The following is a 24,251-nucleotide window of genomic DNA, read 5'->3' as shown; positions in this document are numbered from 1 at the left end:
GAACAGATTAAATCGTTTATTTTTCAGAAAATATAGAATACAATAACTATATTCACATTATTTACATACAACCCTAATTGGAAGGAGGACTAAGAAAATAGCAAATAGGGATCGTAAGTGGACGTTGTTACCAGACGCATCGAGCGAATTAGAGAAACTGAAAGAGATTTATGAAACGTATCAGCAAATGTTTCAGCATTCCGTAACAGGAGTGGTCATCACTGATAAGGACGGCAGGATTACCGAAGTAAATCCGGCATTTAAGGAACAAACAGGATTATCTGCAAGTGATGTGGTTGGCCGGAGGCATCGGGATTTAATAATCGAGGAAATTATCGACCAAACCGCTGAACTGCAGGTTTTTAAAGAAGGAAATCCTATTACCCAACTGACAAAACTCTATAATGGCAAGGAAGTTTTAGTAACCGCCATCCCTATTAAAAATAAACAAGGACAAATCATTAAAGTTGTCAGTCAGATGTTAGACGTAACGGTATTAAACCAGCTCAAGCATGAAATTTTTCAATTAGAGCAGGAGCATGAGGAAATTACTCAGCAGCTTGAGGAACTAAAATCTAATAAAAACGCCATTCATTCCATTGTTGCCTACGATATGAAAATGAAAAAAGTCATTGACCGCGCCTTACGAGTCGCTCAGCATGATTCGACCGTCATTTTATATGGGGAATCAGGAGTAGGTAAAGAGGTTGTTGTAAAATTAATTCATGAAAACAGCAATCGAAGCAGCCAGCCGCTTATCAAAGTGAATTGCGGGGCCATTCCCAATGATCTATTAGAATCTGAATTGTTCGGCTATGAACCTGGAGCGTTTACTGGAGCCAGTCCTAAGGGTAAGGTTGGTTTATTTGAACAGGCTGCTAAGGGGACTATTCTTTTAGATGAAATTGGCGAAATTCCCTTACACCTACAGGTCAAATTACTAAGGGTGCTGCAGGAATTTGAAATTACCAGGGTCGGCGGGACAAAGCCGATAAAAATCGATACCAGGGTGATCGCAGCAACTAATCAAAATCTGGAAGATTTAATCAAAAAAGGAGGGTTTCGGAAGGACCTCTATTATCGATTAAACATCATTCCCATTCATATTCCTCCGCTAAGGGAAAGACCAAATGATATCGTTCCGTTAACCTATCACTTTATCCATAATATAAGACAAAAATATGGCGTGAATAAGATTTTTTCAAAAGAAGTTTTGGATAGCTTTCAACGTTATCATTGGCCGGGAAACGTGCGAGAACTTCAAAACATAGTTGAGCGGCTGTGCATTATGATTGAAAAACCGATCATTACTGCTGAGGACATCAGAAATGAATTGTTTATACAGCAGCATAACGAAAAAACGCAGACTGAACCACAAAGGGAAAGTGACAACATCATCACTGAGCCGAACAATTTAAAGTCCCTAAAAGAGCAAATGGAACATTATGAAAAACAGCTCATCGATCGTGCCTTGAAAAATTACCCCAGCATTCGCGCGGCAGCAAAAGCACTAGACGTCGATGCATCCACGTTATCAAGGAAAGTACAAAAATATTCTAATTTCTAAAAACAGTGCGGAAATGCAACGTGTTGCAATTTTGCACTGTTTTTTTTGTTGTGTTTTTGCATTACCAAAGGAATGGAGCCTAAATAACCTGTCAATTTAGTTTGGCACAGAAATTGCATTATAAAAGAATAATGACCATGGGAGGGGCAATGGAATTGATTCAGGAAGAGATTCAAATGGTTCGTCATTTTATCCGGTCTATTGCTGAAGATTGCTTTCTTCCTGCAGCAAAAGATGTGGACCAACTTCAAAGAATACCGGACACCCACGTCAGGAAGTTAGCAGAAAATAGATTATTCGGAACAAGTGTACCTACTAGTTTTGGAGGTGGCGGCTTATCGCACTTGAATCAGTTGATCATGATTGAAGAGATTGCTCGCTGCTGCGGTTCGACATCCATGCTGTTGACGAATCAGGAAATGGTGATGAACCCCATTCTTCTAGGTGGTACGGAGGAGCAAAAAAAGAAGTATTTACCCCCTCTCACATCAGGTGAGTTAATAGGGGCGATTGGGATTACGGAAGAGGGAATCACCAGCGATCTCGAAACGGTTTATACAACTGCTGAGAAAATGGGCGATTATTATGTTTTAAATGGTAAAAAGTTATTTGTGTTTAACGCTGGGGTAGCTGATATTTACATGATTGTGGCAACCATGGACCCCAGAATAAAAAATGCAGGAATCACCTATTTTATTGTCGAGCAAGGTACACCTGGACTAATAGTAGGAAGAGAAACAGGGAAAATGGGTGTAAAAGGGATTCCCGCAAGAGAGGTTATTTTAGAAAATGTAAAAATTAACCAATCACAACTAATTGGAGGGGAGGGCAAAGGATTTAAAATTTTAAAAGAAACGCTTAATCGAACGAGATTAAATGTTGCGGCTCTAGCTTTGGGGATTGCACAAGGCGCATATGAAGAGGCAATAAAGTATGCCCATAAATTTATGCGCTCTTCGAGGGAGAGTTTGAGATTTCATAATACCCAGCTAATGCTGGCTGATATGGCAACAGAGATTGAGGCGGCAAGAAGATTGCTTTACTACGGTGGAGAATTGCTGGACAGCGGATCAGCTGAAGTGGCAGGTTCAGCCTCTATGGCAAAGCTATTCTGTTCGAATACCGCGGTGAAGGTGACCACGGATGCGGTTCAAATGCTAGAAGGCAGCGGCTACACCGATGACTACCCTGTGGAAAGAATGCTGCGGGATGCGAAAATTACCCAGTTTTATGAAGGTTCAAATTTGATACAAAAGCTTGTCATTGCACGACAGGTTTTACTATAAACATAGTTAATAGATGAATAGGGAGGAAAAAAGAATGTCAAAGAGAGATGCAGTGATCGTATCAGCCGTAAGGACTCCAATAGGAAGGCAGGGTGGGGCATTAGCCAGCCTGAATGCCCATGAATTTGGTGCAGTCGTGATTAAGGAAGCGCTAAATCGAGCAGGTGTTAACGCGAATCAGATTGATGATGTTATTTTTGGAAACGTTTTAAGCGGCGGCGGGAACATTGCCAGGTTAACAGCTCTGCAAACGGGGCTTTCCCTTGAAATTCCTGGTTTAACCATTGACCGTCAGTGCGGATCCGGTATCAATGCCGTCGTTTTAGCTGCCCAGGCGATTAATGCCGGAGCAGGTGATATTTATGTGGCAGGTGGGACCGAAAGCATGAGCCGTGCTCCTTATTTAATGGATCGCGCAACAAAAGCGTACAGTGCAGCGCCCCCAAGTTTTCGCAAATCGCAGCTTTCACCAAAGGAAATCGGTGATCCTCCAATGGGAATCACGGCTGAAAATCTAGTGAAAAAATATAATATTTCTAGAGAAGAACAAGATGCCTATTCATTAAGGAGTCAGCAAAGAATGGCAGCCGCTATGGAACAAGAATTTTTCAAACAACAAATTGTGCCTATTGAAATTCCTGTTAGAAAAGGGCAGCCTATCACATTTGCAGTGGATGAACATCCGAGATCATCAACGACGCTTGAAGGATTAGCTAAATTACCGCCAGCCTTCCTTGAAGGAGGAACTGTTACAGCCGGAAGCAGCTCAGGACTCAATGATGCAGCCAGTGCATTAGTGATCATGTCCCGTGAAAAGGCTGAAGAATTAGGCTTAAAGCCGCTGGCAGTTGTACGTGACTCAGCCGTAAGCGGTGTTGATCCTAATATTATGGGAATTGGTCCAGTACCGGCAACTAGAAAGCTATTACAGCGGACAGGTTTAAAAATCGATGATTTTGATTTGGTAGAATTGAACGAAGCGTTTGCTGCTCAAGTTCTTGCCTGTAACCGCGAGCTGGAAATTGACGAAGCAAAGCTCAATGTAAACGGAGGAGCAATTGCACACGGCCATCCACTTGGAGCAACAGGAGCCATTTTGATGACGAAAGCCGTTTACGAATTACAAAGATCAAATAAACAGCGAGCTTTGATTACGGCCTGTATCGGCGGTGGCCAAGGTATTGCAGCGTTGATTGAGCGAGAAGGATAAGTTTTGAATATTGCTAAAGTACTAACCGGTTAGTACCGGAAGGAGTGAAATCATTGAATATACAGGATGTAAAACATATTTCGGTGTTAGGTGCAGGGTCTATGGGACACCAAATTGCCATGTTATGCACGTTAGGCGGGTTTTCAACAACCATCTACGATATCCAGGAGAAGGCGTTGGAACAGGCAAAGGAAGCCCTTGATTTTCAAATGGGAAAATGGGTTCAAAAAGGGAAAATCAGTCAGGAAGGCTTGGATCAGGCCTTCGCCCGGTTGTCTTATACTACTAATTTAGAAGTGGCGGTAGGGAATACAGACTTTGTCATTGAGGCTGTAGTTGAAAAGCTAGATGTTAAACGAGAGCTTTTCGCTGTTGTTGATCGTTTGGCACCACCTCATGCCATTTTAGCATCCAATAGCTCCACGATTGCTAGTTCAAAAATTGCCGATGTAACTAGGAGGCCGGAGAAAGTCTGCAATATGCACTTCTTCTTTCCAGCTTTAGTGATGGATTGCGTCGAGGTCGTCATGAGTGAGACTACGTCTGAAGAAACGGCTGCTGTCACAATGGCTGTTTGTGAAAAAATCAATCGTACCGGCGTGTTGCTGCGCAAGGAAACATGGGGCTTTATAGCCAACCGTCTGTTGTTTGCCCTAAATAACGAGGCGCTCAAGCTGTATGAAGAAGGCATCTGCGATTATAAAGACATTGATACGATTGTCAAAAAAGCATTAAACCACCCGATGGGCCCTTTTGAACTGATGGATTTATCCGGCATTGATGTCGGCTACTATGCACTGGCGGAAAAATATAAAGAAACAGGAAATGAAGAGGATAAGCCTTCTGCAAGCCTAGAAGAAAAAGTGAAGGCCGGGACTCTTGGCCGTAAAACCGGCAAAGGCTGGTATGAATACGAAAAAACAGGGGTGAAGGCAAAGTGAATACGCAATTGGTAAAATTGGAAAAAAGTGATCATATTGCGATAGTGACGATTGATAATCCGCCGCTAAATGTTTTAAGCGGGCAGGTAACCAGTGAGTTAAAGACTGTCTTTGATGATATTGCCAGCGATCACGACATTGTGGTGGTCATCTTGACGGGGGCAGGAAGCCGGGCGTTTATGGCGGGAGCAGATATTAAAGAGTTTCCACAATCCATTGGCAAAGCAGGCATGAAGGACCGAGTATTGGAGCAGCATGCTGTCTTTAACCAAATCGATTTCCTGCCGAAGCCGACGATTGCCGTCTTAAATGGCCTGACCTTCGGCGGCGGCTGTGAGCTTGCCATCACTTGTGACATCCGGATTGCCGAAGAACATGCGCAGCTTGGCCTGCCGGAAATCAAATTGGGAATCTTCCCAGGCGGAGGGGGAACCCAACGTCTTCCGAGAATAGTTGGAGAGGCAAAAGCGAAAGAGCTCATGTTTGTCGGCGACCCTATTTCGGCACATGAAGCGGTGAAGCTTGGACTCGTGAACAAAGTTGTCGCAACAGGACAAGGAATGAACGCGGCGCTGGCGATGGCCAAGAAAATCAGCGGGTATTCTCTGCAGGCCCTATCTCGGATTAAAAAGGCGGTAGATGAAGGAACAAATATGGAATTCCATGCCGGAATCGAGAGAGAAGCTGAACTGTTTGGAGAGGTCTTTTTAACAGAAGATGTAAAAGAGGGAGTTTCAGCATTTATCGAAAAAAGAAAGCCCGTTTTTGCCCATAAATAAAATGGGTAACAGTGAACATGCCAACACTCGATTCAGGTCTATTGTACAATCTTAAATTTATCTAAAAACATGAAAAGGGGATGGATAGGATGAATTTTTCATATTCTGAAAAGGTTGTTAACTTGCAAAAGAGAGTTATTAAGTTTATGGAGGAGTATGTTTACCCAAATGAAAAGTTGTATAAGGAGCAGCTGAATCAACAGGAAACACGCTGGTCTGATATTCCTCCGATTATGCAAGAACTGAAACAAAAGGCAAAAGCGGAAGGGCTATGGAATTTGTTCTTGCCGGAAAGTGAGTATGGGGCTGGATTAACCAATCTGGAATATGCACCGCTTTGTGAGATTATGGGGAGATCCATGATTGGTCCGGAAGTATTTAATTGCAGCGCACCAGATACAGGAAACATGGAAGTTCTTGTTCGGTATGGTACGGAAGCCCAAAAGAAACAATGGCTTGAACCGCTTTTGGCCGGCGAAATTCGTTCCTGTTTTTCGATGACAGAGCCAGATGTGGCTTCCAGTGACGCAACCAATATTGAAACAAGTATAGTCAGAGATGGCGATGAATATGTCATCAATGGCAGAAAATGGTGGTCCTCAGGAGCAGGGGATCCGCGCTGCAAGATTGCGATTGTAATGGGTAAAAATGATCCAACCGCAAAGTTGCATGAACAGCAGTCTATGATTCTCGTACCATTAAACACACCAGGTGTGAAGATTGAACGAACCCTTTCAGTGTTTGGGTATGATGATGCCCCGCATGGTCACGCGGAAATTGTTTATGATAATGTCCGGGTGCCTGCCGAGAATATGCTATGGGAAGAAGGAAAAGGATTCGCGATTGCCCAAGGGCGGCTTGGACCGGGCCGGATTCATCACTGCATGAGATTAATCGGCCTTGCAGAACGTGCACTCGAAGACCTCACTAAGCGCGTGCTTAACCGGACTGCCTTTGGTAAAAAAATTGCCGAGCAAGGTGTTGTTCAAGAGTGGATTGCAGAATCAAGAATTGAAATCGAGCAAGCCCGTTTGTTGACATTGAAAGCTGCCTATATGATGGACACAGTTGGAAATAAAGAGGCGAAAGCCGAAATCGCAATGATTAAAGTGGTTGCACCAAATATGGCACTTAAAGTGCTTGATCGTGCGATACAAGCATTTGGTGCTGCCGGCGTAAGTGATGATTTCACTCTTGCCAATCATTGGGCGCAGGCACGTACATTAAGACTCGCCGATGGTCCTGATGAAGTTCACCGCCGTCAGATTGCTAGATTGGAACTTAAAAAATATCAAACTCCAGAATTATCAGCCGTCCGGAGTTAAAAATAATATTCGAGTTCAGGTAATGGGAGGTCAGACCTCCATTGCCTGAACTTTTTTTAAAAAGGGAGTGAAAAAAGAAATGAAGGAAACCTTTCGTGACACGATTGATGTGAGAAAAGGGGAGGAGCTCGATAAAGAGAAGCTTCAAAAGTTTATTCATGAACATATCGAGGAAGCCCCTGCGGGTAAATTGGAGATTGAACAATTTGGTGCAGGTCAATCCAATCTGACCTATTTAATACGTGTTGGTGAATGGGAGGCAGTGCTGCGCCGGCCGCCGCACGGACCTGTTGCCCCAAAAGCCCATGATATGGAGCGGGAATATACGATTTTATCGAATGTGAACCCGATCTTTCCGACCGCGCCCAAGCCGTATATTTTTTCCAATGATCACTCCATTGTCGGCAGTCCTTTTTTTATCATGGAAAGAAGAAAAGGGATAGTGTTAGATAAAGAGTTTCCTGCACATGTTCCCTATCAATCTAGTTTAGGGAGAAAAATATCGGAAATCATGGTCGATCAATTGGTAGAACTACATCAGGTCGATTACACGAAAACGGAATTACTAAACATCTCAAGGCCGGACGGATTTATGGAGCGGCAGACTGGCGGCTGGATTAAACGGTACGAAAATGCCAAAACGGAAGAGGTTCCCGGTGTTAAGGAGTTAACTTCCTGGCTGCATAAAAATATCCCTGAATCACCTAAACCCGCCATCATTCAATATGATTATAAATTGAATAATGCGATGTTTTCAGAGGATTTTCGTGAGATGAACGGTTTGTTTGATTGGGAAATGGCAACAATCGGCGATCCGCTTGCAGATGTTGGGGTAGCCTTATGTTACTGGCTGGAATCCGGCGACCCTGACGAATTAAAAGGCGGGTCAGGAAAACAACCTATCACAGCAAAAGAAGGCTTCTTTACTCGCAGAGAATTTTTAGAAAGGTACGCGAAGAAAAGCGGCATTGAGGTTGCTAATATACCTTTTTATCTTACCTTCTCGTACTTTAAATTAGCTGTCATAGCTCAGCAAATTTACTTCCGGTATTTCAAAGGACAGACCCAGGACGAGAGATTTGCACGGATGAATCGAGCAGCTGCCAGCTATATTGAATACGCCTTGTTGTGGACTAAGGGGCTTTAGGAATGATGCATGGGGACGGTTCTCTTGCCTCAAAATGATAGAAATCCGTCCCTATGGCATTTTTTTAGGCTCTTTTCTAAAAAATAGTTGCTAATAAGAATTCGCAAATAAAGAAATAGAAATCGCAAATAAAAGGGGTGAATTCGCAAATAAAAGTGTCAGATTCGCAAATAAAAATTGCAAAATTCAATAAAATTGGCGGATTCGCAAATAAAAATTATAAAATCGCAAATAACAAGGTTGGATTCGCAAATAATACTCGTAAAATCGCAAATAAAGGTGCTGGATTCACAAAAAAGATCTGAAAACCCTCTGAAAAAGTATAATATTACTCTTTGTTACGCCAATTCTATAGAAAGAAGCAACTGTATTTACGAAAAAAGCCTTTTTAAAAAGCTCTTTGAATAAACCACACAAGACCAAATGCTAAAATGGCTGCTGATGTTCCGGGAATGACCCATTTTATTGGTTTCACCGTTAATTTCTTGATCCATAAAATAAGCGGGTATACCAACGATACAATGATTAGTTGGCCGATTTCGATTCCGATATTAAAAGATAAGAGGGATGCAGCCATATGGTTTGTGTCTAATCTCATTTCCGATAATATTCCGGCAAAACCGAATCCATGGATTAAACCAAAAGCAAAAGCAAGCCAAGGCTGGTGTTTGGAGTCCTTATTAAAAATATTCATCAGGGCAACGTAGACGATGCTTAAGGCGATAGCGGATTCCACAAATCTGCTTGGCAGCTGAACAATGTCGAAAGTAGCAAGAGCCAGTGTGATACTATGGGCAATCGTAAAGGCAGTGACTAAAGAAAGAATGTGACGAAAAGTTTTTGCCCCAAAAAGTAAACTAATGATAAACAGGATATGGTCATAGCCTGTAAAAATATGCTCTAAGCCAAGAACGACAAACTGTTTAACATTTTGCAAAAGGCTTACTTCACCAATTTCTAATTCCCTCGATTCAAACGTAAGAACCTTTTCCTGTTGTTTCCCGTCCATTTTAATGGTTGCGAAATTGGCATGACTTGGATCGGAGTCGTCCAAAAACATATTATATTCCATTACTAGTTTTTGGGGTTTATGTTCAATATTATAATTCAAGTTAATGACCGAAAATGGTTTCTCGTTAATCATCTCTATATCTGATTTTTCCAATTTGCCCTCAATAAGTTGACTATCCGCATAAAGTTTTATATGGGAATTAATATATTGCTCCACAATCTTATTGTTAATTAGTTCCTTTTCAGCTGTTGTCTTATTAAGGGCATGCCCTAGTTCTTCTAGATCGAGTTTTAACTCGTAATCTAGCGATTTCTCCTTCACATCAATGCTAGAAAAACCTTCACTATTATTTGTATGAGCAGATGAGGGGGCAGGCAAAAGGGAACCAAATAAAAGTAAAAAGAATAAAGTAGGCAGCCATAGCTTTTTCATTCATTCCACGTCCATTTCAAATGTTTTCTCGCAATGTTGTTGATGATTAAAGATAACGGAAAGACGAGGAGTATAAAATGCCCCTCGTCAAGATCTCTTTGAGATTGAGTTCCTAATTATTTACTTGCTTTCATGAAAATTGGGTTTGAGTAGAACCAAAGATCATTCCATGGGTTTTCACCTTTAGGATCTTTTTCTGGTTCTAATTGATCAGTGTTAGTACCACGTAAACGAATGTAGCTATCTTTATCCACATCTTTTAAAGTATAAGTAATCGTGATGTATTCACCGTCTTGTTTCCAATCATTTTCAGTGAAACGCTTCACAACCTTTGTTGTAGGATTAGAAGCAGTTGAGCGGTCTTCCACTTTTCCGTTCACTTCTCCCATGATTAAGTCAACACGTTGAACATTTGGCTTATCTCCATGAGAGTTCGCAGCGTTTGGATCTTTGATGCGAATAGTTACTGTTACATCAGATTTCTTACTTGGAAGTGTGAGAGTTTCACCGATTGATGCTGTATTTCCTTTTGCCTGTGCATGCAATGGTGATTTTCCTCCTGCCTGCAGTTTAACATCAAGTTCTGAGATAAGGTCACCCGTGGTAACAAACACATTACCATTACGAAGGTTTTCCATTACATCCTTATAATCTTTCTTTGCTTTAACATATGTTTTCGAATATTCACCAGGCCAGAAATCACTTCCTCCATCACGCCAGTTAACATGTGAGTCAGAGGTAGCAGTAATCCACCAATGTCTTCCTTCACCTAACATCGAATCCCATAAACCGCCAACGATAGCTGACATTTGGTCAAATCCACCCATGGTTGGAGCGTTTACGTTTCCGTATGAGCCACGGGATCCTTTAGGATCAAGTGTGCCATCTGGATTAATAGCAGCCGCCTGGTGTCCTGGGGCACCTTCCATACCGATAGAAATGTTAGGTGCAGTATCGTTCCAATTACGGAACTCTTGCGGAGTATCTTGTCCCCAAACACCAACACCTGTTGCTGAACGGGATGGATGATGGGCGATAGAAATTGGAAGCTCGTCCATTTGTTTCATATAGTTAAGAGCTTCAATCATAGTTGATTCCGTATCCCTGCTTCCATCATTTGGATATGGGTCGCGTTTATTGAATTTACTTTCAATTTCATAAAGCACTTGCGATTCATTATCAACTTTTGGGATCATTAGCGTGCTGTGATCAGCTGCTGGTGTATCAAACTCCATTCCATAAAATTGAAGAACTTCAGGAACCGCTGCACGGGATTTTAATAATTCAGGATAAGCCTGTTCTAAATTGACCTTAGAATGGTTAGGGCCGCCGTGATCAGTTGTCATCATCCAATCAAGTCCATACTTTTTACCATTTTCGGCATTTTTAGAGATTGGATAGATAGCATCCCCACCTCTAATAGCAGTCGGAGGATTTGTGGAATTGTCCCAACCAACACTCCATTCGCTATGGACGTGATGATCACCTGCAAGCCATGTAGCATCCTTCTTTTTCACATCTTCATTTGAGACTGACTGTGCTTCAGCTTTTTGATTACCACCCTCATTAAATAATGATTGGGTTGTAAGTGCAGTGGTTGCAAGAACCGTTGTTGCAATGAAAGGAATAGCCTTCTTAAAACGAGTTTTCATTTTTCCTTCGCCCCCTTATTAATTTGCTTGCTCAACAGATTAAATATTAAATAAGTTTTATTAGAGGAGAATAAATATTCTGTAAATGTTGTGTAAATCAGGAAAAATAAGACAAAAGAACTATCTTTGTCGAAATAAATAATAAAAAAATGGAAGGATACGGTTGATGCAGGTATTAAGACTTAAGGTAAATGGAAGGATTTACTTTCCGTTACCATTTCATAAAAATAAAGAGAGGAAGGCAGAAAAAATTATTTTTAATGAAAAGATTTTAGGAAGGGAAGTGGTCGATAGAATGCTTTATATATGGGATATTGAGGAGATTATAAGCAATACTTTAGAAGAGCACAAATTGGATATTAATTATGAGATGAACAATAAATTACCTGCACCGATGAGTTACAACGTATCGACAAATACTATTAAATTTAACTACCTACAAATAAATGGATACATAGCTAATATTAACTTTAAAATTAAACAAACAGATGAAGACTGTGTAAAACTTATTCTTTATCGTCAACTCGGATATTATTTAGATTTTAAGAAAAACAAACATGACTTAAGGACAATTCATTATGGTGGAGATGAAGAAAAAGTACAGCTTCTATCTCAAATAGAAAGGACTTCCTGGGAATACGGCAGAACCTTGGTACCTGAGAAACTATTAATTTCATATGATCAAGTGCGTGAAATTGATAAAATGCTGATAAAACACTATTAGAAACCACGTGGACGGTTCCGCCGGCTTTTTAAAACAAGTAATTAATTAAAATTGCCACGAGAACCGTCCCTATGTTTCACTTTTGTTTAGCCTTTAACCGCTTTAATTTTCTTTTATGGGTTCTTATTGCGGTATCCTTATCTTTTAAACTTGTGGTAACCACTCCATCGCTTTCTACTACGACTAAATTATTATTTCCGCCTTGATAGTTTTTATAGGAAATATTCATAAGTCATCCTACCTTTATGAATAAAATTTGATTTTCCTTAACGTTGTGGCTATTAAATCGGTTACTTACGATAATTGTAGCCTATATTTTTTAAGCTTAGATAAAGAAAGTGTAAAGTTACCTTTAAATATTTCTTGCGAATTTGTCCGCATTGGCGATGAAGGACAAAATGGAGGAACCTAGTGTTGAAAATGTCCTTCATGAAGGTGATGAAGGCCAAAATGAGGGAACCTGGTGTTGAAAATGTCCTTCATGAAGGCGATGAAGACCAAAACGAATGAGCCCTGGGATGGAAATGTCCTTCATGAGGGCAATGAAGGCCAAAACGAATGAGGCCCGGGGTGGAAATGTCCTTCATCGAGGCGATGAAGGCCAAAACGAATGAGCCCCGGGGTGGAAATGTCCTTCATCGAGGAGATGAAGGCCAAAACGAATGAGGCCCGGGGTGGAAATGTCCTTCATGGAGGGGATGAAAGACAAAATGAAAGAACGTCGGGTTGGGACAGTCCTTCATCAAGGCGATGAAGGACAAAAGAGAGGAGCTACAGGGAGGAAATGTCCTTCATTCACTAGCAGGGATTCTATCAGTGAACCTTTTGAACCCGCCCATCAATGAAAGAGAGAATAGGTTGATTAAACTGTTTCATATATTCTTTAAAACTATCGACATCAATAGGTCCAATCTCTTTATACGTCCCACTCCGAAAAACAGTGAAATGATCACCGCCATTTGCCAGATAGCTAGTTACGGTTACGGTGTAGGTTTTTTCAGGTTGAATGCGGGCACCGTCATCCATAAACATATCGACTACTTTGTCACTGCCAGCTTTCGTATCATTCCAGGTGTATCTCAAACCAGAAACCTGCAGCATCCTCACTTGGCCCGGCTGCCATTGTTGATTTAATACTTGACGGATTTGGTCGCCAGACAACGTCATCTTCACGAGGTGATGATGAAAGGGCAATATCGTTAACAGCTGTTCATAAGTGACAGTACCAGCTTGAATATCTGCCCGGATTCCACCTGGGTTCATAAAAGCAAAATCCGTATTCATCATGGAACGCTCGGAATCGGCAATCAGATTGCCCAAAGCGGATTCTCCGTTTTCGTTCCGATTTCCAACTATATCAAAAGAAGCCGTTCCAACAAATTCATCCACCACAGAGGAAACTTCTGTTTCGTATTTTTCAATCAATGCTTTCATCACTGGATCTGGCTTGATAGAGTCATGATAGGTAACAACAATCTCCGCTTTTTTACTCACAATGTCCTTCGTTACTGGGTCAATCTCCAAATCCACATCGGAGAAGGCAGTCCCGTAGGATTCAGCCTGGACTAGCAGTTTTCCATCAACCTCCGTATTAAGGTAAGAATGGCTGTGGCCAGCAAACATGACGTCCACTTCATCATCCACCAGTTTTGCCATTTCAACGATCTCACCGGATGCGGCAGCGTCATGGGAAGACTGTTTGCCCGCATTGTGTGCTAAGACTACGATTGCTTTCACGCCTTGTTCCTTTAATTCAGTCACGGCTTGATTAATGGCAGTTACCTCATCAATGAATTTGACTCCTTCAACCGTGTTCGAATCAACCATGCTGGGTGTGTCATCTGTTACGACACCGATGAAGCCGATTGGAATGCCTGCTATTTTCATAATTTTATAGGGAGGGAGAATGGGAGAATTCGTCTTGGCGTTAAGAACATTGGCACATAGATAGGGGAATCCAGCACCAATAAAGTATTCGGACTTTTGGTTGAAACCTCCGCGAATCAATCTGAGCATTTCCTTCACGCCCCGGTCAAACTCGTGATTCCCTAACGTTCCGATATCAAAGCCGATTTGGTTTAACACTTCGATTGAGGGCTCCTCTTGTAAAAGCGAAGAGACGGGTGCGCTTGCGCCAACCATGTCTCCGGCGTGAACGATAAGGGTGTTTTTGTTTTTCGCTTTTCTTTCTTTTAGATAGGCAGCGAGATAATCCGCGCGGCCAACTGGTCTTCCGTTTACTTCACGAGTTACATTTAATTGGCCGTGAAAATCATTAACCCCAAGCAATTGAACGTGAATGCGCGACTGACCAGTCTCGATGATACGAGAAATGCCTGTCGTTTCAGGTCTCCCTGAGTCTAAAACAAAAGCCGCTGAAAACAAAGTCGTAAGGATCAAAGCAGGTACAGCTTTTCTGATGGCATTCCCATTCAATGCGCCTTTCACTATTTTCCCTCCTAAACTATTTTTTAGGGTGCGGATAACATTTATGGCGGAATTATTATATAAAAAAGAGTGTGAGGATGGGGGAGCAATATTGTGCTATGAACATAACCTGTTATTTCGCTAGTAATCATCCATAATGTTTTTTCCATTTGATCACCCTTTTTTATATTTTTAGTTTTCGAACAACCTGTTTGTATTGCTTCAAGGAATGCAAGGTACCTATAAAGCAATTCTTCATCTTGAAATCAGACGAAATAACTAGAATGGCAACAGTGGGAAAAAATTTTTTGGTACGAAAACGAAGGTCCTTCCAATAAATGAGGTATCCATTTTTCCAAGACCGAACAAACGGAAAGGCATATTGTGTGCTAGAAAGAAAATCGGAAACGGTAGGGTGGTTTTGGCTATCTGAAACGAGTTCTGGAAAGTCTATTTCCTTTGAAAAAGTATGCTCAATGTGTAGACTTCCTTCAGAATAGACGCCAAATAAAAAGTCTGTATTTGTCTCGATTAAGACGTCCCATTGAAACAAGAACGTACGTGGAATCAATTTAATCCGGAGGGACCGGGTAAAGTGGTGCTCTAATTTTCTTTTTATTAAAAATGCGTAAATGGTCCGGACAACAACATATAGGAAGATAAAAAGATAGATAATAAGAAAGGTTTTTCCAGGTTCATTGAAAGGCAGCAGGCAAAATCCTAGGATATGTACGAAAGAAATCGTTGGGTCAAATAAGGGGAGCGAATCAAAGGCAATCCATTTTTTTGAGAAAGGGAGTAAGACTTGCGTTCCATGCACATTAAACAAATCAAAGAAGACATGCAGAATAACGGCTAAGAAGGTCCATAAGAATAGATGGGAAAAAGACGGCACATTGAAAAGGGAAAAAATAATTCCTGAAAGGGCAGCACTCCATAATGGTAAAGCAAGAAGAGAATGGGACCATGCTCTGTGGTTTCGATAATAGCTGCCTTTTCCTTTCAAAAGATACATAAAGTCAAAATCAGGAGCATTGGAACCTATGACTGTACCTAAAACAACAGCTTGTGCCAGGGCAGCATCATTAGCGATCACCGGATCAATTTGAGCAAGGGCACCTAATCCCAACCCCATTAAGATGTGAGAAGTTGTATCCATATCATCACTCCTCTAAAAATGTAAGCTTCTACTTTATTATATTTGAAGTTGGAGTCTACTTTATTAATCTAATGTAAAAAGTACATTATGTTTTTGTAATGTGACAAAAATTAATAAAGATATTAGTAAAGGACGGGGCTTCGTGGAAGAGTGTGAAGAAATCTACTTAAAAGTAACGGAAGTTGAACAAGAGTCACTTGTTACATTGTTTTAAAAATAAAAAACCAGCCATTTTTTTTGCTGGTTTTTTATTGGTAATTAGAAATTAAAAACGTAACGGAACGTATCGTGTTTAATCAAAATAAAAGTACCTAATCCTATTAATACAATGTGAACAATAATGTGACCTTTACGTTCTAAAGTCTGAGCTATTAAGGGGTGGTGTGCAAGGACAAACGGGCTTCAATTATTTAATGCGAACACTAAGACATGGAAACTCTAATTATTAATGCAGTATCCAAAGAAAATTATTTTTACGGGATTGATATTTATTGTTATTGAAATTTTCCACAATGACCGTAAAGTTCAGTCATGTGATTATTTTAATTTTTCTGCTCGTTTTGTGTTTGAGTGTTATCCTGAACAGTTTCCTTAGAAACTCTTTGTTCAATAATGCGAAGTTGTTGGAGTATATTTGATTGTAGTTCATCTATAGTTTTTTCTAAATCTCCGAGTGTTACGGCCTTTGAATAATTCATTAATTCATACCCAAATTGTCCGGTAATTTCAATGGATGCAGTTTTAACATCGGTGATAGAAGAAATTCCATTTTCTCGTAACCTTGCTTCCAACTGATCAACGGTGATGCGTAGCTTTTTTAGATTATTAATAATAATTTTTCCATCTTGGATAACTGGTGTTGACTTCCCTACCAATAATCTTTTAACAAAATTAAATTTAATTGCTAAAAACTGAATTGTTATTAGAATTGCTACAAGAGAACACAAGGCAAGTATGGTTTTAATTAACCCTTGTTCTGAAATAGCGTGACCAGTTGTGGAAGCAATCGCTAAAATTGTTATAACTTCCAATCCTGACATTTGAGCCACTGTTTTTTTTCCGGCTATCCGTATTAAGCAAACTCCTGTGAATAAAATTGCCATCGATTCCCAAATGTAATTCATTTCATAGCTGCCCTCGATTTAGACGTTATAATAAACGTTTTTTTTTAATATTTCCCCTTTATTCTATTAAATATACAGGTGTACCGCTTTCCTTAAAATAATTTATATATGTAAATCTATAAAGGAAAATATATTTCAATTAATCCAAATCAGGTGGTCTTTAATAAACCCCAAATTAATATAATGGCTTAGTTAAACTTAAGTCAGAGGTGGTTAAATTGGAGATATTTGGTTTGTCGTTTGCGGTGCTTTTGGAGGTTATTTTAATCAATATTGTATTAAGTGGAGATAACGCACTTGTAATCGCAATGGCAGCTCGGAATGTTCCAAAGAAACAACAAAAGAAAGCAATATTTTGGGGCACAGTTGGAGCCATTATTTTACGATTAATTTTTGCAGTAGCAATAGTGTACCTGCTAGAGTTACCATTCTTAACTTTTGCTGGGGGCCTTCTTCTCGTATATATAGCCATTAAACTTCTAGTTGATGAGGGTGAAAATCATCATAGAGTAGGAGGGTCAAGTTTAATTTCCGCCGTGAAAACCATTATTACTGCTGATGCAGTGATGTCCCTTGATAATGTACTAGCTATTGCCGGTGCCGTTAAAGGAAATTTAGCTGGGATTTTCATCGGTGTAATCGTTAGTATCCCAATCGTCGTTTTTGGAAGCCAATTCATATTAAAAGCCATGGAAAAGTACCCGATGATCACCTATGCTGGTGCTGGAATATTAGCATGGACAGCAGGCGAAATGATGGTAGGAGAGCCTAAATTCCAGCCAATCCTCCCAAATGATTTTCACTTATTGGTACCAACTGCTATTACCGTTCTTGTTATAGGTTTTGGATATATTATTGCTAAGATAAATACAGCAAAAGAAGGCTAGATAAAAAAATAAGGTTAAATAGGACAACATTGAAACTGTTGTCCTTTTTTGCTTGGTGAAATCACTTTTTTGGCCATGGATTACATCTGGAACCACTGCCGTCATTAGTCTTTTTGTGATAATCAATGGGTCGGTAAAGAAATCGTACTCTAGCTGTAACATTATTATCCACTGTGTAAATACCTTAATAGAATTGGCATAATTGTTACCGATTCTTATAATGAAATGCCAAACCTCTAGTGTTATGATAATGCAAAGCCAAATTTTTCAGGAGGTATTTTTATTGAAAAGATACTCATCCAATGAAAAATGGCGCTTTAAGGAGGTTTTATTTTGAAACTCAAATTAAAGGCAATGTTTATTGCAATAGCGATGCTTGTCTCGATCCCTTCGATCTGCTTTGCAGACGCATCAGAAGGAGATGTCATTGTTACGTTAGGAGAAAACCTGACACAACAGCAAAAAAATGACATGTTAACTGAGTTAGGGGCACCGGAAAACGTGCAAATGATTACCGTATCTAATAAAGAAGAACATGAATATTTAGGGGAGTTTGTTCCCCAAGCACAAATAGGTAACCGAGCTATTTCATCGGCGAGTATCACGATCGGTGCCAAGGATTCTGGGTTAAAGGTTCAGTCGAACAATATTACATGGGTTACGGACGAAATGTATAAAAATGCCTTGATGACGGCAGGTGTTAAGGATGCAACAATCCAGATTACGGCACCATATTCTGTATCAGGTACAGCTGCTTTGACTGGTATTATGAAGGCTTATGAAACGACAACGAATAAAGAAATTCCTGAAGAAGTCAAAAAAGCGGCTAATGAAGAAATGGTGAAAACCGCACAGCTTGGTGATTCTATTGGAGCGGACAATGCCGCAGCTCTGATGGAAAAGGTCAAGGATGAAATTGCTAAAAATGATCCAAAAACTGAAGCAGACATACGTGAAATCATTCAACAAGCTGCAACGGAGCTTGGGATTTCGTTATCAAATGAAGAGTTAAATAAGTTAGTAGACTTCTTCAACAAACTGAAGGGGATGGACATTGACTGGAACCAAGTAAAGAACCAGGTAAGTGATACTGCAGAAAAAGTCTCCAACTTTTTACATTCAGATGAGGGGCAGTCATTTTTACAAAAGTTGCAGGATTTCTTAAATCGGACAATTGAAGTGATTCGTGCCCAATTTAATTAATGGATAAAATTTATTCTTGCGTGTTCCTAATCAAAAAACGAAGGATATATCCTCCACGTCTGAAAGATTTTCGAAATGAAATGCATAATTGTCGATTGAATGATAGATGTATAAATAGGATAGTTGTTATGAAAAACAAGACGGCAACAGCCGTCTTGTTCACTTTTTCCTACTACTTTTCCTTATTGACCAGAATTGTCATCTTCACTTTGTGAACCATCATCTTGTTGAGACCCATCATCCTGTTGAGAACTATCATCTTGCTGAGAATCATCATCCTGTTGGGTGCTATCGTCATTCTGTGAGCCATTATCCTGTTGAGAACTATCGTCATTTTGTGACCCATCATCCTGTTGAGATCCATCATTTTGTAAACTATCGTCGTTTTGTTCCGTGTTCGGATCATCCGTTTTTGAACTGGCATTTGAGCATGCCGTAGCAGCTCCCAGTAACAACAGTGCGGACATCAAAGCAAATAACCATTTTTTGAAAGTTTTCATCTGTATTCCTCCTCGAGTTCCATATTGTCTTACAGTCTTATCATACAGGCCTTCAAGGAAAAAAGAAGGCATTTTTCCAATTCTTTACACAACTTAATCCTATCGAAAAATCTCTTTAATTTTTTGAATTGAAAATTAATAGACAATTAACGAAACCTACAACTTCTTTCACTTTACAAGAGCCTTTATCAATTCCAAGTGTGAAGAAATAACTATGGGCAAAAAAAATGCTGGAAACGTTGAATTATCATGTTTCCAGCTTTATTACTTATTGAGAAATTGTTATAGATGTTACACGGTTTAATGCTGGCGGTTCGATGACCTTCTGCTCCTTTAAATAGTTTTGGAGAGCCCAATAATCAACTTCAGTGCGAACAGGTTCGCGATATTGTGTAAATGTCGGGTATCCATCAGCACCAATGACCATATACGCCAGAGCAGCTACACGGTAGGAACGGTTCAAATCAAGTGGCTCCCCATTGATAATAACCTTCGTTGGATCGATTCTATCATTAATAGTTTTGCTTTTGTCGTAACTATAGTGGACGTTATAGGAAACAGCTAGCGGGTAAAAGCTTTCAGTACCGTTTGCATTTTTTCTCCACTGCTCTTCAAGGATTTGTTTAATTTGCTGGCCAGTTAACGTTACGACTAATAATGGATTTTGGTAGCCATGGGCTTGCCAGGCTTCTCCAAATAGAATCTGCCCGTCACTGTCAGCGGCATTTGTTCCCTTTTTATACAGTAAATCCCCACGCAACGGACTGGCGGCTGTCAAAGCGAATTCGGCTGGATTCTCTGCTTTTTTACCAGAATAATAGTGAGCATCTGCAACAAAATTGGCAAGTGTACTTTCACCGTTTGCATTACGAGCCCGTGTCAAATCGCCTGTCAATTTGGCAATTGGCTCTGCCCAGCGTTCCTTTCCACGTTCTACCCAGTAAGAAACCATCTTCTCAATCTCTGGGTCAGCTGGAAGATCTCGTGTAACCGGGTGGTTTGTAGACGTAGTTAAATTGCGAACAACATCCTTTGTATTTGGATCAATCGACAAGTTGATTTCATTAAGAAGGCGTCCATGATTGGCGGCTTCTACAACAGGACGAGGGTTACCGGCAGGATCTTCGATAAAGGCATTAAACTTTGCATGCCAGTGTCCGGATACAATCGCATCAATTGCCGGTGAAGCTTCTTTTGCAAAATCGAAGATAGGACCAAAAGGACTGTCAGACCCGTTAATGTCAGAGCCATCGCTTTTGGTCGACCCACCTTCATGGACGACTGCAATAATGGTTTCAACACCTTTTTCCTGCAATTCCTTTGCATACCGGTTGGCTGTTTCCACGAGAGGATCCGCTGTTAATACCCCTTCTTGAAACGAAGTGGACCCTGTTATGGTTGTTGGTGTGGTAAGAGCAATGAAACCGACAGGGATAGCACGACCCTTGCCATCATGGATCATTTTAATGGTGTAAGGCTTTAACACCAGTTCCCCAGTTTTTGCATCACGAATATTCGCAGAAAGGTAGTCATAATCACTTCCTTTGAATTTCTTTCCCTTAGAGTCAGTAAATGAACTATCAACACCCGGGACTCCAAAGCTTTTTCCCTTCATGATATGCTCCGTCAAGAACTCCCTGGAAGCATCAAATTCATGGTTGCCAGCCGCAGAAAATTCCAATCCAATCGCGTTAAGGAATTCGATGGTTGGCTCATTATGATGTGATGCCACTTCAAAAGGCCAACCGCTGAAATCGTCCCCAGCGGAAAAAAGGATTGAATTTTCGTGACCTGCTTTTAAGTTTTTGATATGGGCGGCCAAATACGCTGCACCGCCAACTGTAAGCGGTCCATTTGTAGTCATGATTTGACCATTCGACTTGTCATTGAAGGCCTGAAGATAGCCATGCAAGTCCGTCAAACTTAATAATTGGAGATTGACAAGGTCCTTGTTTCCCAGACCTTGATTGGACACTGCTTGTCCAGAATTATTGGATGCTAGAGTTTGTGAAGAGTTCATTAGGATTCCACCGCCAAGGACCGCGGCAGTAGTGACAGCAAATAGACGTTTGAACGACTTTTTCAATTTCATTCCCCCTAAATGATAGTTACAAGAAAATGGTAGCAAATAATTGTTAAATGGTAGTTAAGGAAGGGTAAAAATATTGAAAATTCAATCTCTTTTAATTTATTTATAGAATGCGAATGGAAGTACGCTGTTCATGGTTGTTCATAAAATCTTGGGGAACAAAACTGATTACTTTACCAGTTCTTAACAATTTTTAATGCGCTTTTTACACGTCAGAAATCAATACTTCAAATTGATCAAGTAATATTTAATAGAAAGAAAACAATCAGGGAGGGATGAGAGAATGAAAATCGGCACAAAGAAAAGAGGGAAATGGATGCTAAGCCTTCTGTCTATGGCATTTTTTATGGTTACTTTAACAGGGGTGCAGACAAAAGCAGCAGGGATTGAAATGGAGTTTCCTAGAGGACAATCAGTCAACGTAAAGGTAATGTCTTATAACATTCATCACGCTGAAGGTGTTGACCGAGTATTGGATCTGGAACGAATTGCAAAGGTCATTGAGGATGAAGAGGCAGATATTATCGGACTTCAGGAAGTAGACAACCATTGGTCAGAACGCAGTGATTTTCAAGACCAGGCAAAGTGGCTTGCGAATCGTTTAGGAATGTTTTATGTTTATGCAGCTAACCTGGACAGAGATCCATTACATGAAGGTGAGCCACGCCGGCAGTATGGGACAGCAATTTTAAGCAAATATCCTATTTTGCAGTCTGAAAACCATCCCCTTACAAAAATCGGAAACACGGAACAGCGTGGTCTCCTTGAAGCGACTATTAATGTAAAAGGAAATCATCTTCATTTTTATAATACACACTTGGCGTTGACAACTGCAGAACGACAAATACAGATTAAGGAAATTATTTCTATAGCAGGAGAATCTGAAGGGCCAAAAGTGATAATGGGAGACTTAAATGCTGTTCCAGATAGCATTGAAATGCAGCCGATGTATGGTCATTATCTTGACGTTTTTTATGATAAGCCTGAAGCTTATACGTATTCTGCAGTAAATCCTACCAAACGAATTGATTTTATTTTTACATCAGCTGAAATTAAAACAGTAGAAAAAGAAGTAATAAAAACGTTAGCATCGGATCACCTACCCATAACTGCAGAAATTGTATTGGAGAGAACAGAACCATATGAAAATGGTGGAAACTAAATGCTTCCGAAGGAATCAGAAAATCCCGCAGAGCTGTAATGGCTTGGCGGGTATTTTTTTGAATAAGGGGACGGTTCTCGTGTTTCAAATAGTTAGCTGAATGAAATGAAGTGAAGAAAGCTGCGGAACTTGTGATAAATGCCGAACCCTCGTAAAATAAACATAGAATACATACAATAAACTAGTAGAACAGTATGAAAGTTTAATTGGGAAATGGGAATCCTCCGGGGAAGGAATGAATCGGTATATGCAACAAATTTATTTGGACTATAACGCAAGTACACCTCTGGCTCCTGAAGTAATTGATGCCATGATGCCGCTCCTGCATGACTATTATGGAAATCCATCAGCGCTGCATTGGGCTGGGGCACCAGTGAAAGAATGGTTACAGAAGGCAAGGGAACAGGTTGCTGACTTAATTGGCTGTTTGCCAAGGGAAGTCATTTTTACAAGTGGGGGCAGTGAGGCCAATAACCTGGCATTAAAAGGCTATTATTTTAAGAATAAAAGTAAAGGCAACCATATCATTACATCTAAAGTAGAACATCCAGCAGTGAAAAATCCATGCCAATTTCTCGAGCAAATCGGGGCGAGGGTCACCTACGTAGGCGTGGATCAATTCGGAAGAGTGTCAGTGGAAGAAATTGAACGAGCCATCTCAGAGGACACCATACTGATTTCGATTATGCACTCCAATAATGAAACCGGCACTTTACAGCCGATTCACAAGATTGAGAATCTTGCTGAAAGGCATGGGATTGCCTTCCATACGGATGCTTCTCAATCCGTCGGGAAAGTGCCTGTTAATGTGAACGAGTTAAAGGTCGATATGTTGACCATCGCCGGCCATAAGCTTTATGCCCCTAAAGGAATTGGAGCGCTTTATATAAAAGATGGAATCAAACTGGAATCGCTCATTCATGGGGCCGGTCACGAATTCGGGCTCCGGGCAGGAACGGAAAATACCTTGTTGGCAGTCGGCTTAGGAAAAGCATGTGAAATCGCTGAAACCCATGTAGGAAATAGCGTATTGAAGGAACTTACGGACTATTTTTGGAGCGGATTAAAAGTCGAGTTCGGGGACCGTGTTCAGTTAAATGGACATCCTGAGGAGCGTCTGCCCAATACATTAAACGTAAGCTTTGTCGGAAAAATCGGACAAGATCTGCTGGCGGCGATCCCACAGTTAGCAGCCTCAACGGGTTCGGCTTGCCATGCCGGCAGCATCGAATTATCACCGGTATTGAAGGAGATGGCTGTTCCTGAAAGGGTTGGAATGGGGGCCATCCGCTTTAGTTTGGGCAGGTATACGACGAAGGATGAAATCGATCAGGTATTGCAATGGTTAAGGGAAACGATAGATTAAAGTTATCAGGGACAACAGTGAGATTCAACTGTTGTCTTTATTTATGTTCTTTCAGAATGAGGAAAAAGAACCGTCCGTGACCGCTGAAAAATGATCCTAAGATGCTGGAGCGCTACTATTCTTGAACTCAAGGGCAAAATAGATGGCTTATTTTTACCAGTGCGCTTCTTTTCTATGGTTCACGGGCAGAATAGGGCTGCTTATTTTGACCGGTACGCTTCTTTTCTAGGGCTCGCGGGAAGAATAGACCGCTTATTTT

The 24,251-nt window shown here is 40.6% G+C and carries 20 protein-coding genes; 12 read left to right on the top strand and 8 right to left on the bottom strand.

Annotation, left to right across the window (positions count from 1 at the left end; translation table 11 throughout):
* Positions 1 to 124 precede the first annotated feature (124 nt).
* The 7 genes from KHB02_RS19520 (at position 125) to KHB02_RS19490 (ending at position 8,255) form a co-directional block, all read left to right on the top strand.
* Positions 125 to 1,567: a sigma-54 interaction domain-containing protein gene (locus tag KHB02_RS19520; RefSeq protein ID WP_241113977.1), complete on the top strand. Its 1,443-nt coding sequence runs from the start codon at positions 125 to 127 to the stop codon at positions 1,565 to 1,567.
* A gap of 149 nt (positions 1,568 to 1,716) precedes the next feature.
* Entirely contained in the window at positions 1,717 to 2,853 is a 1,137-nt protein-coding gene (locus tag KHB02_RS19515) for an acyl-CoA dehydrogenase family protein (protein WP_241113976.1), read from the top strand.
* Between the two features lie 34 nt (positions 2,854 to 2,887).
* On the top strand, positions 2,888 to 4,063 hold the full coding sequence (locus tag KHB02_RS19510; protein ID WP_213145620.1) for a thiolase family protein: 1,176 nt from the start codon (positions 2,888 to 2,890) through the stop codon (positions 4,061 to 4,063).
* A gap of 53 nt (positions 4,064 to 4,116) precedes the next feature.
* Positions 4,117 to 5,004 carry a 3-hydroxyacyl-CoA dehydrogenase family protein gene (locus tag KHB02_RS19505; RefSeq protein ID WP_213145621.1) on the top strand — a complete coding sequence of 296 codons (888 nt, stop codon included), beginning with the start codon at positions 4,117 to 4,119 and terminating at the stop codon, positions 5,002 to 5,004.
* On the top strand, positions 5,001 to 5,783 hold the full coding sequence (locus KHB02_RS19500; RefSeq protein ID WP_213145622.1) for an enoyl-CoA hydratase: 783 nt from the start codon (positions 5,001 to 5,003) through the stop codon (positions 5,781 to 5,783). Before KHB02_RS19505 ends, KHB02_RS19500 begins: the two co-directional genes overlap by 4 nt.
* 89 nt (positions 5,784 to 5,872) lie before the next feature.
* Entirely contained in the window at positions 5,873 to 7,108 is a 1,236-nt protein-coding gene (locus KHB02_RS19495; RefSeq protein WP_213145623.1) for an acyl-CoA dehydrogenase, read from the top strand.
* A 79-nt stretch (positions 7,109 to 7,187) separates the two neighbouring features.
* The gene (locus KHB02_RS19490; RefSeq protein WP_213145624.1) at positions 7,188 to 8,255 is read left to right on the top strand and encodes a phosphotransferase family protein; all 1,068 of its coding nucleotides are present in this window, start codon (positions 7,188 to 7,190) and stop codon (positions 8,253 to 8,255) included.
* A 388-nt stretch (positions 8,256 to 8,643) separates the two neighbouring features.
* Here KHB02_RS19490 and KHB02_RS19485 read toward each other — a convergent pair whose 3' ends face one another.
* Both KHB02_RS19485 and KHB02_RS19480 read right to left on the bottom strand, forming a co-directional pair.
* Positions 8,644 to 9,699, bottom strand: a complete 1,056-nt coding sequence (locus tag KHB02_RS19485; RefSeq protein ID WP_213145625.1) for a HupE/UreJ family protein — start codon at positions 9,697 to 9,699, stop codon at positions 8,644 to 8,646.
* A 116-nt stretch (positions 9,700 to 9,815) separates the two neighbouring features.
* Positions 9,816 to 11,351 (bottom strand): CehA/McbA family metallohydrolase domain-containing protein, encoded by a 1,536-nt coding sequence (locus KHB02_RS19480; protein ID WP_213145626.1) that lies wholly within the window; start codon positions 11,349 to 11,351, stop codon positions 9,816 to 9,818.
* A 166-nt stretch (positions 11,352 to 11,517) separates the two neighbouring features.
* On the opposite strand from KHB02_RS19480, the gene KHB02_RS19475 reads away from it, so the two are divergent.
* Positions 11,518 to 12,075: a hypothetical protein gene (locus tag KHB02_RS19475; protein WP_338088311.1), complete on the top strand. Its 558-nt coding sequence runs from the start codon at positions 11,518 to 11,520 to the stop codon at positions 12,073 to 12,075.
* Positions 12,076 to 12,151: 76 nt separating this feature from the next.
* Here the strand turns inward: KHB02_RS19475 and KHB02_RS19470 are convergent, their stop codons facing one another.
* The 4 genes from KHB02_RS19470 to KHB02_RS19455 form a co-directional block, all read right to left on the bottom strand.
* Positions 12,152 to 12,304, bottom strand: coding sequence for a hypothetical protein (locus KHB02_RS19470; protein WP_213145627.1), 153 nt, complete (start codon positions 12,302 to 12,304; stop codon positions 12,152 to 12,154).
* 584 nt (positions 12,305 to 12,888) lie between these two features.
* A complete protein-coding gene (locus KHB02_RS19465; protein WP_213145628.1) occupies positions 12,889 to 14,523 on the bottom strand; it encodes a bifunctional metallophosphatase/5'-nucleotidase in 1,635 nt (544 codons plus the stop codon).
* Positions 14,524 to 14,686: 163 nt separating this feature from the next.
* On the bottom strand, positions 14,687 to 15,661 hold the full coding sequence (locus KHB02_RS19460; protein ID WP_213145629.1) for a metal-dependent hydrolase: 975 nt from the start codon (positions 15,659 to 15,661) through the stop codon (positions 14,687 to 14,689).
* A 542-nt stretch (positions 15,662 to 16,203) separates the two neighbouring features.
* Positions 16,204 to 16,785, bottom strand: a complete 582-nt coding sequence (locus KHB02_RS19455) for a DUF421 domain-containing protein (RefSeq protein ID WP_213145630.1) — start codon at positions 16,783 to 16,785, stop codon at positions 16,204 to 16,206.
* A gap of 209 nt (positions 16,786 to 16,994) precedes the next feature.
* On the opposite strand from KHB02_RS19455, the gene KHB02_RS19450 reads away from it, so the two are divergent.
* Both KHB02_RS19450 and KHB02_RS19445 read left to right on the top strand, forming a co-directional pair.
* Complete coding sequence (locus tag KHB02_RS19450) at positions 16,995 to 17,672, top strand: TerC family protein (protein ID WP_420848100.1); 678 nt, start codon at positions 16,995 to 16,997, stop codon at positions 17,670 to 17,672.
* 354 nt (positions 17,673 to 18,026) lie between these two features.
* Positions 18,027 to 18,875: a DUF1002 domain-containing protein gene (locus tag KHB02_RS19445; RefSeq protein WP_213146050.1), complete on the top strand. Its 849-nt coding sequence runs from the start codon at positions 18,027 to 18,029 to the stop codon at positions 18,873 to 18,875.
* A 182-nt stretch (positions 18,876 to 19,057) separates the two neighbouring features.
* Here KHB02_RS19445 and KHB02_RS19440 read toward each other — a convergent pair whose 3' ends face one another.
* Complete coding sequence (locus tag KHB02_RS19440) at positions 19,058 to 19,375, bottom strand: hypothetical protein (protein ID WP_213145632.1); 318 nt, start codon at positions 19,373 to 19,375, stop codon at positions 19,058 to 19,060.
* Between the two features lie 268 nt (positions 19,376 to 19,643).
* Positions 19,644 to 21,461: a bifunctional metallophosphatase/5'-nucleotidase gene (locus KHB02_RS19435; protein WP_213145633.1), complete on the bottom strand. Its 1,818-nt coding sequence runs from the start codon at positions 21,459 to 21,461 to the stop codon at positions 19,644 to 19,646.
* A gap of 286 nt (positions 21,462 to 21,747) precedes the next feature.
* On the opposite strand from KHB02_RS19435, the gene KHB02_RS19430 reads away from it, so the two are divergent.
* Together KHB02_RS19430 and KHB02_RS19425 are read left to right on the top strand one after the other, a co-directional pair.
* Positions 21,748 to 22,626, top strand: coding sequence for an endonuclease/exonuclease/phosphatase family protein (locus KHB02_RS19430; RefSeq protein WP_241113975.1), 879 nt, complete (start codon positions 21,748 to 21,750; stop codon positions 22,624 to 22,626).
* A 235-nt stretch (positions 22,627 to 22,861) separates the two neighbouring features.
* On the top strand, positions 22,862 to 23,992 hold the full coding sequence (locus tag KHB02_RS19425; protein ID WP_338088309.1) for a cysteine desulfurase family protein: 1,131 nt from the start codon (positions 22,862 to 22,864) through the stop codon (positions 23,990 to 23,992).
* The last annotated feature ends 259 nt before the right edge of the window (positions 23,993 to 24,251 follow it).

This window comes from Neobacillus citreus (assembly GCF_018343545.2).
Taxonomy (GTDB): Bacteria; Bacillota; Bacilli; order Bacillales; family Cytobacillaceae; genus Neobacillus; species Neobacillus citreus.
Note: the sequence above shows the minus strand (reverse complement) of the source record. Positions and strands in the feature narration are given on the sequence as shown.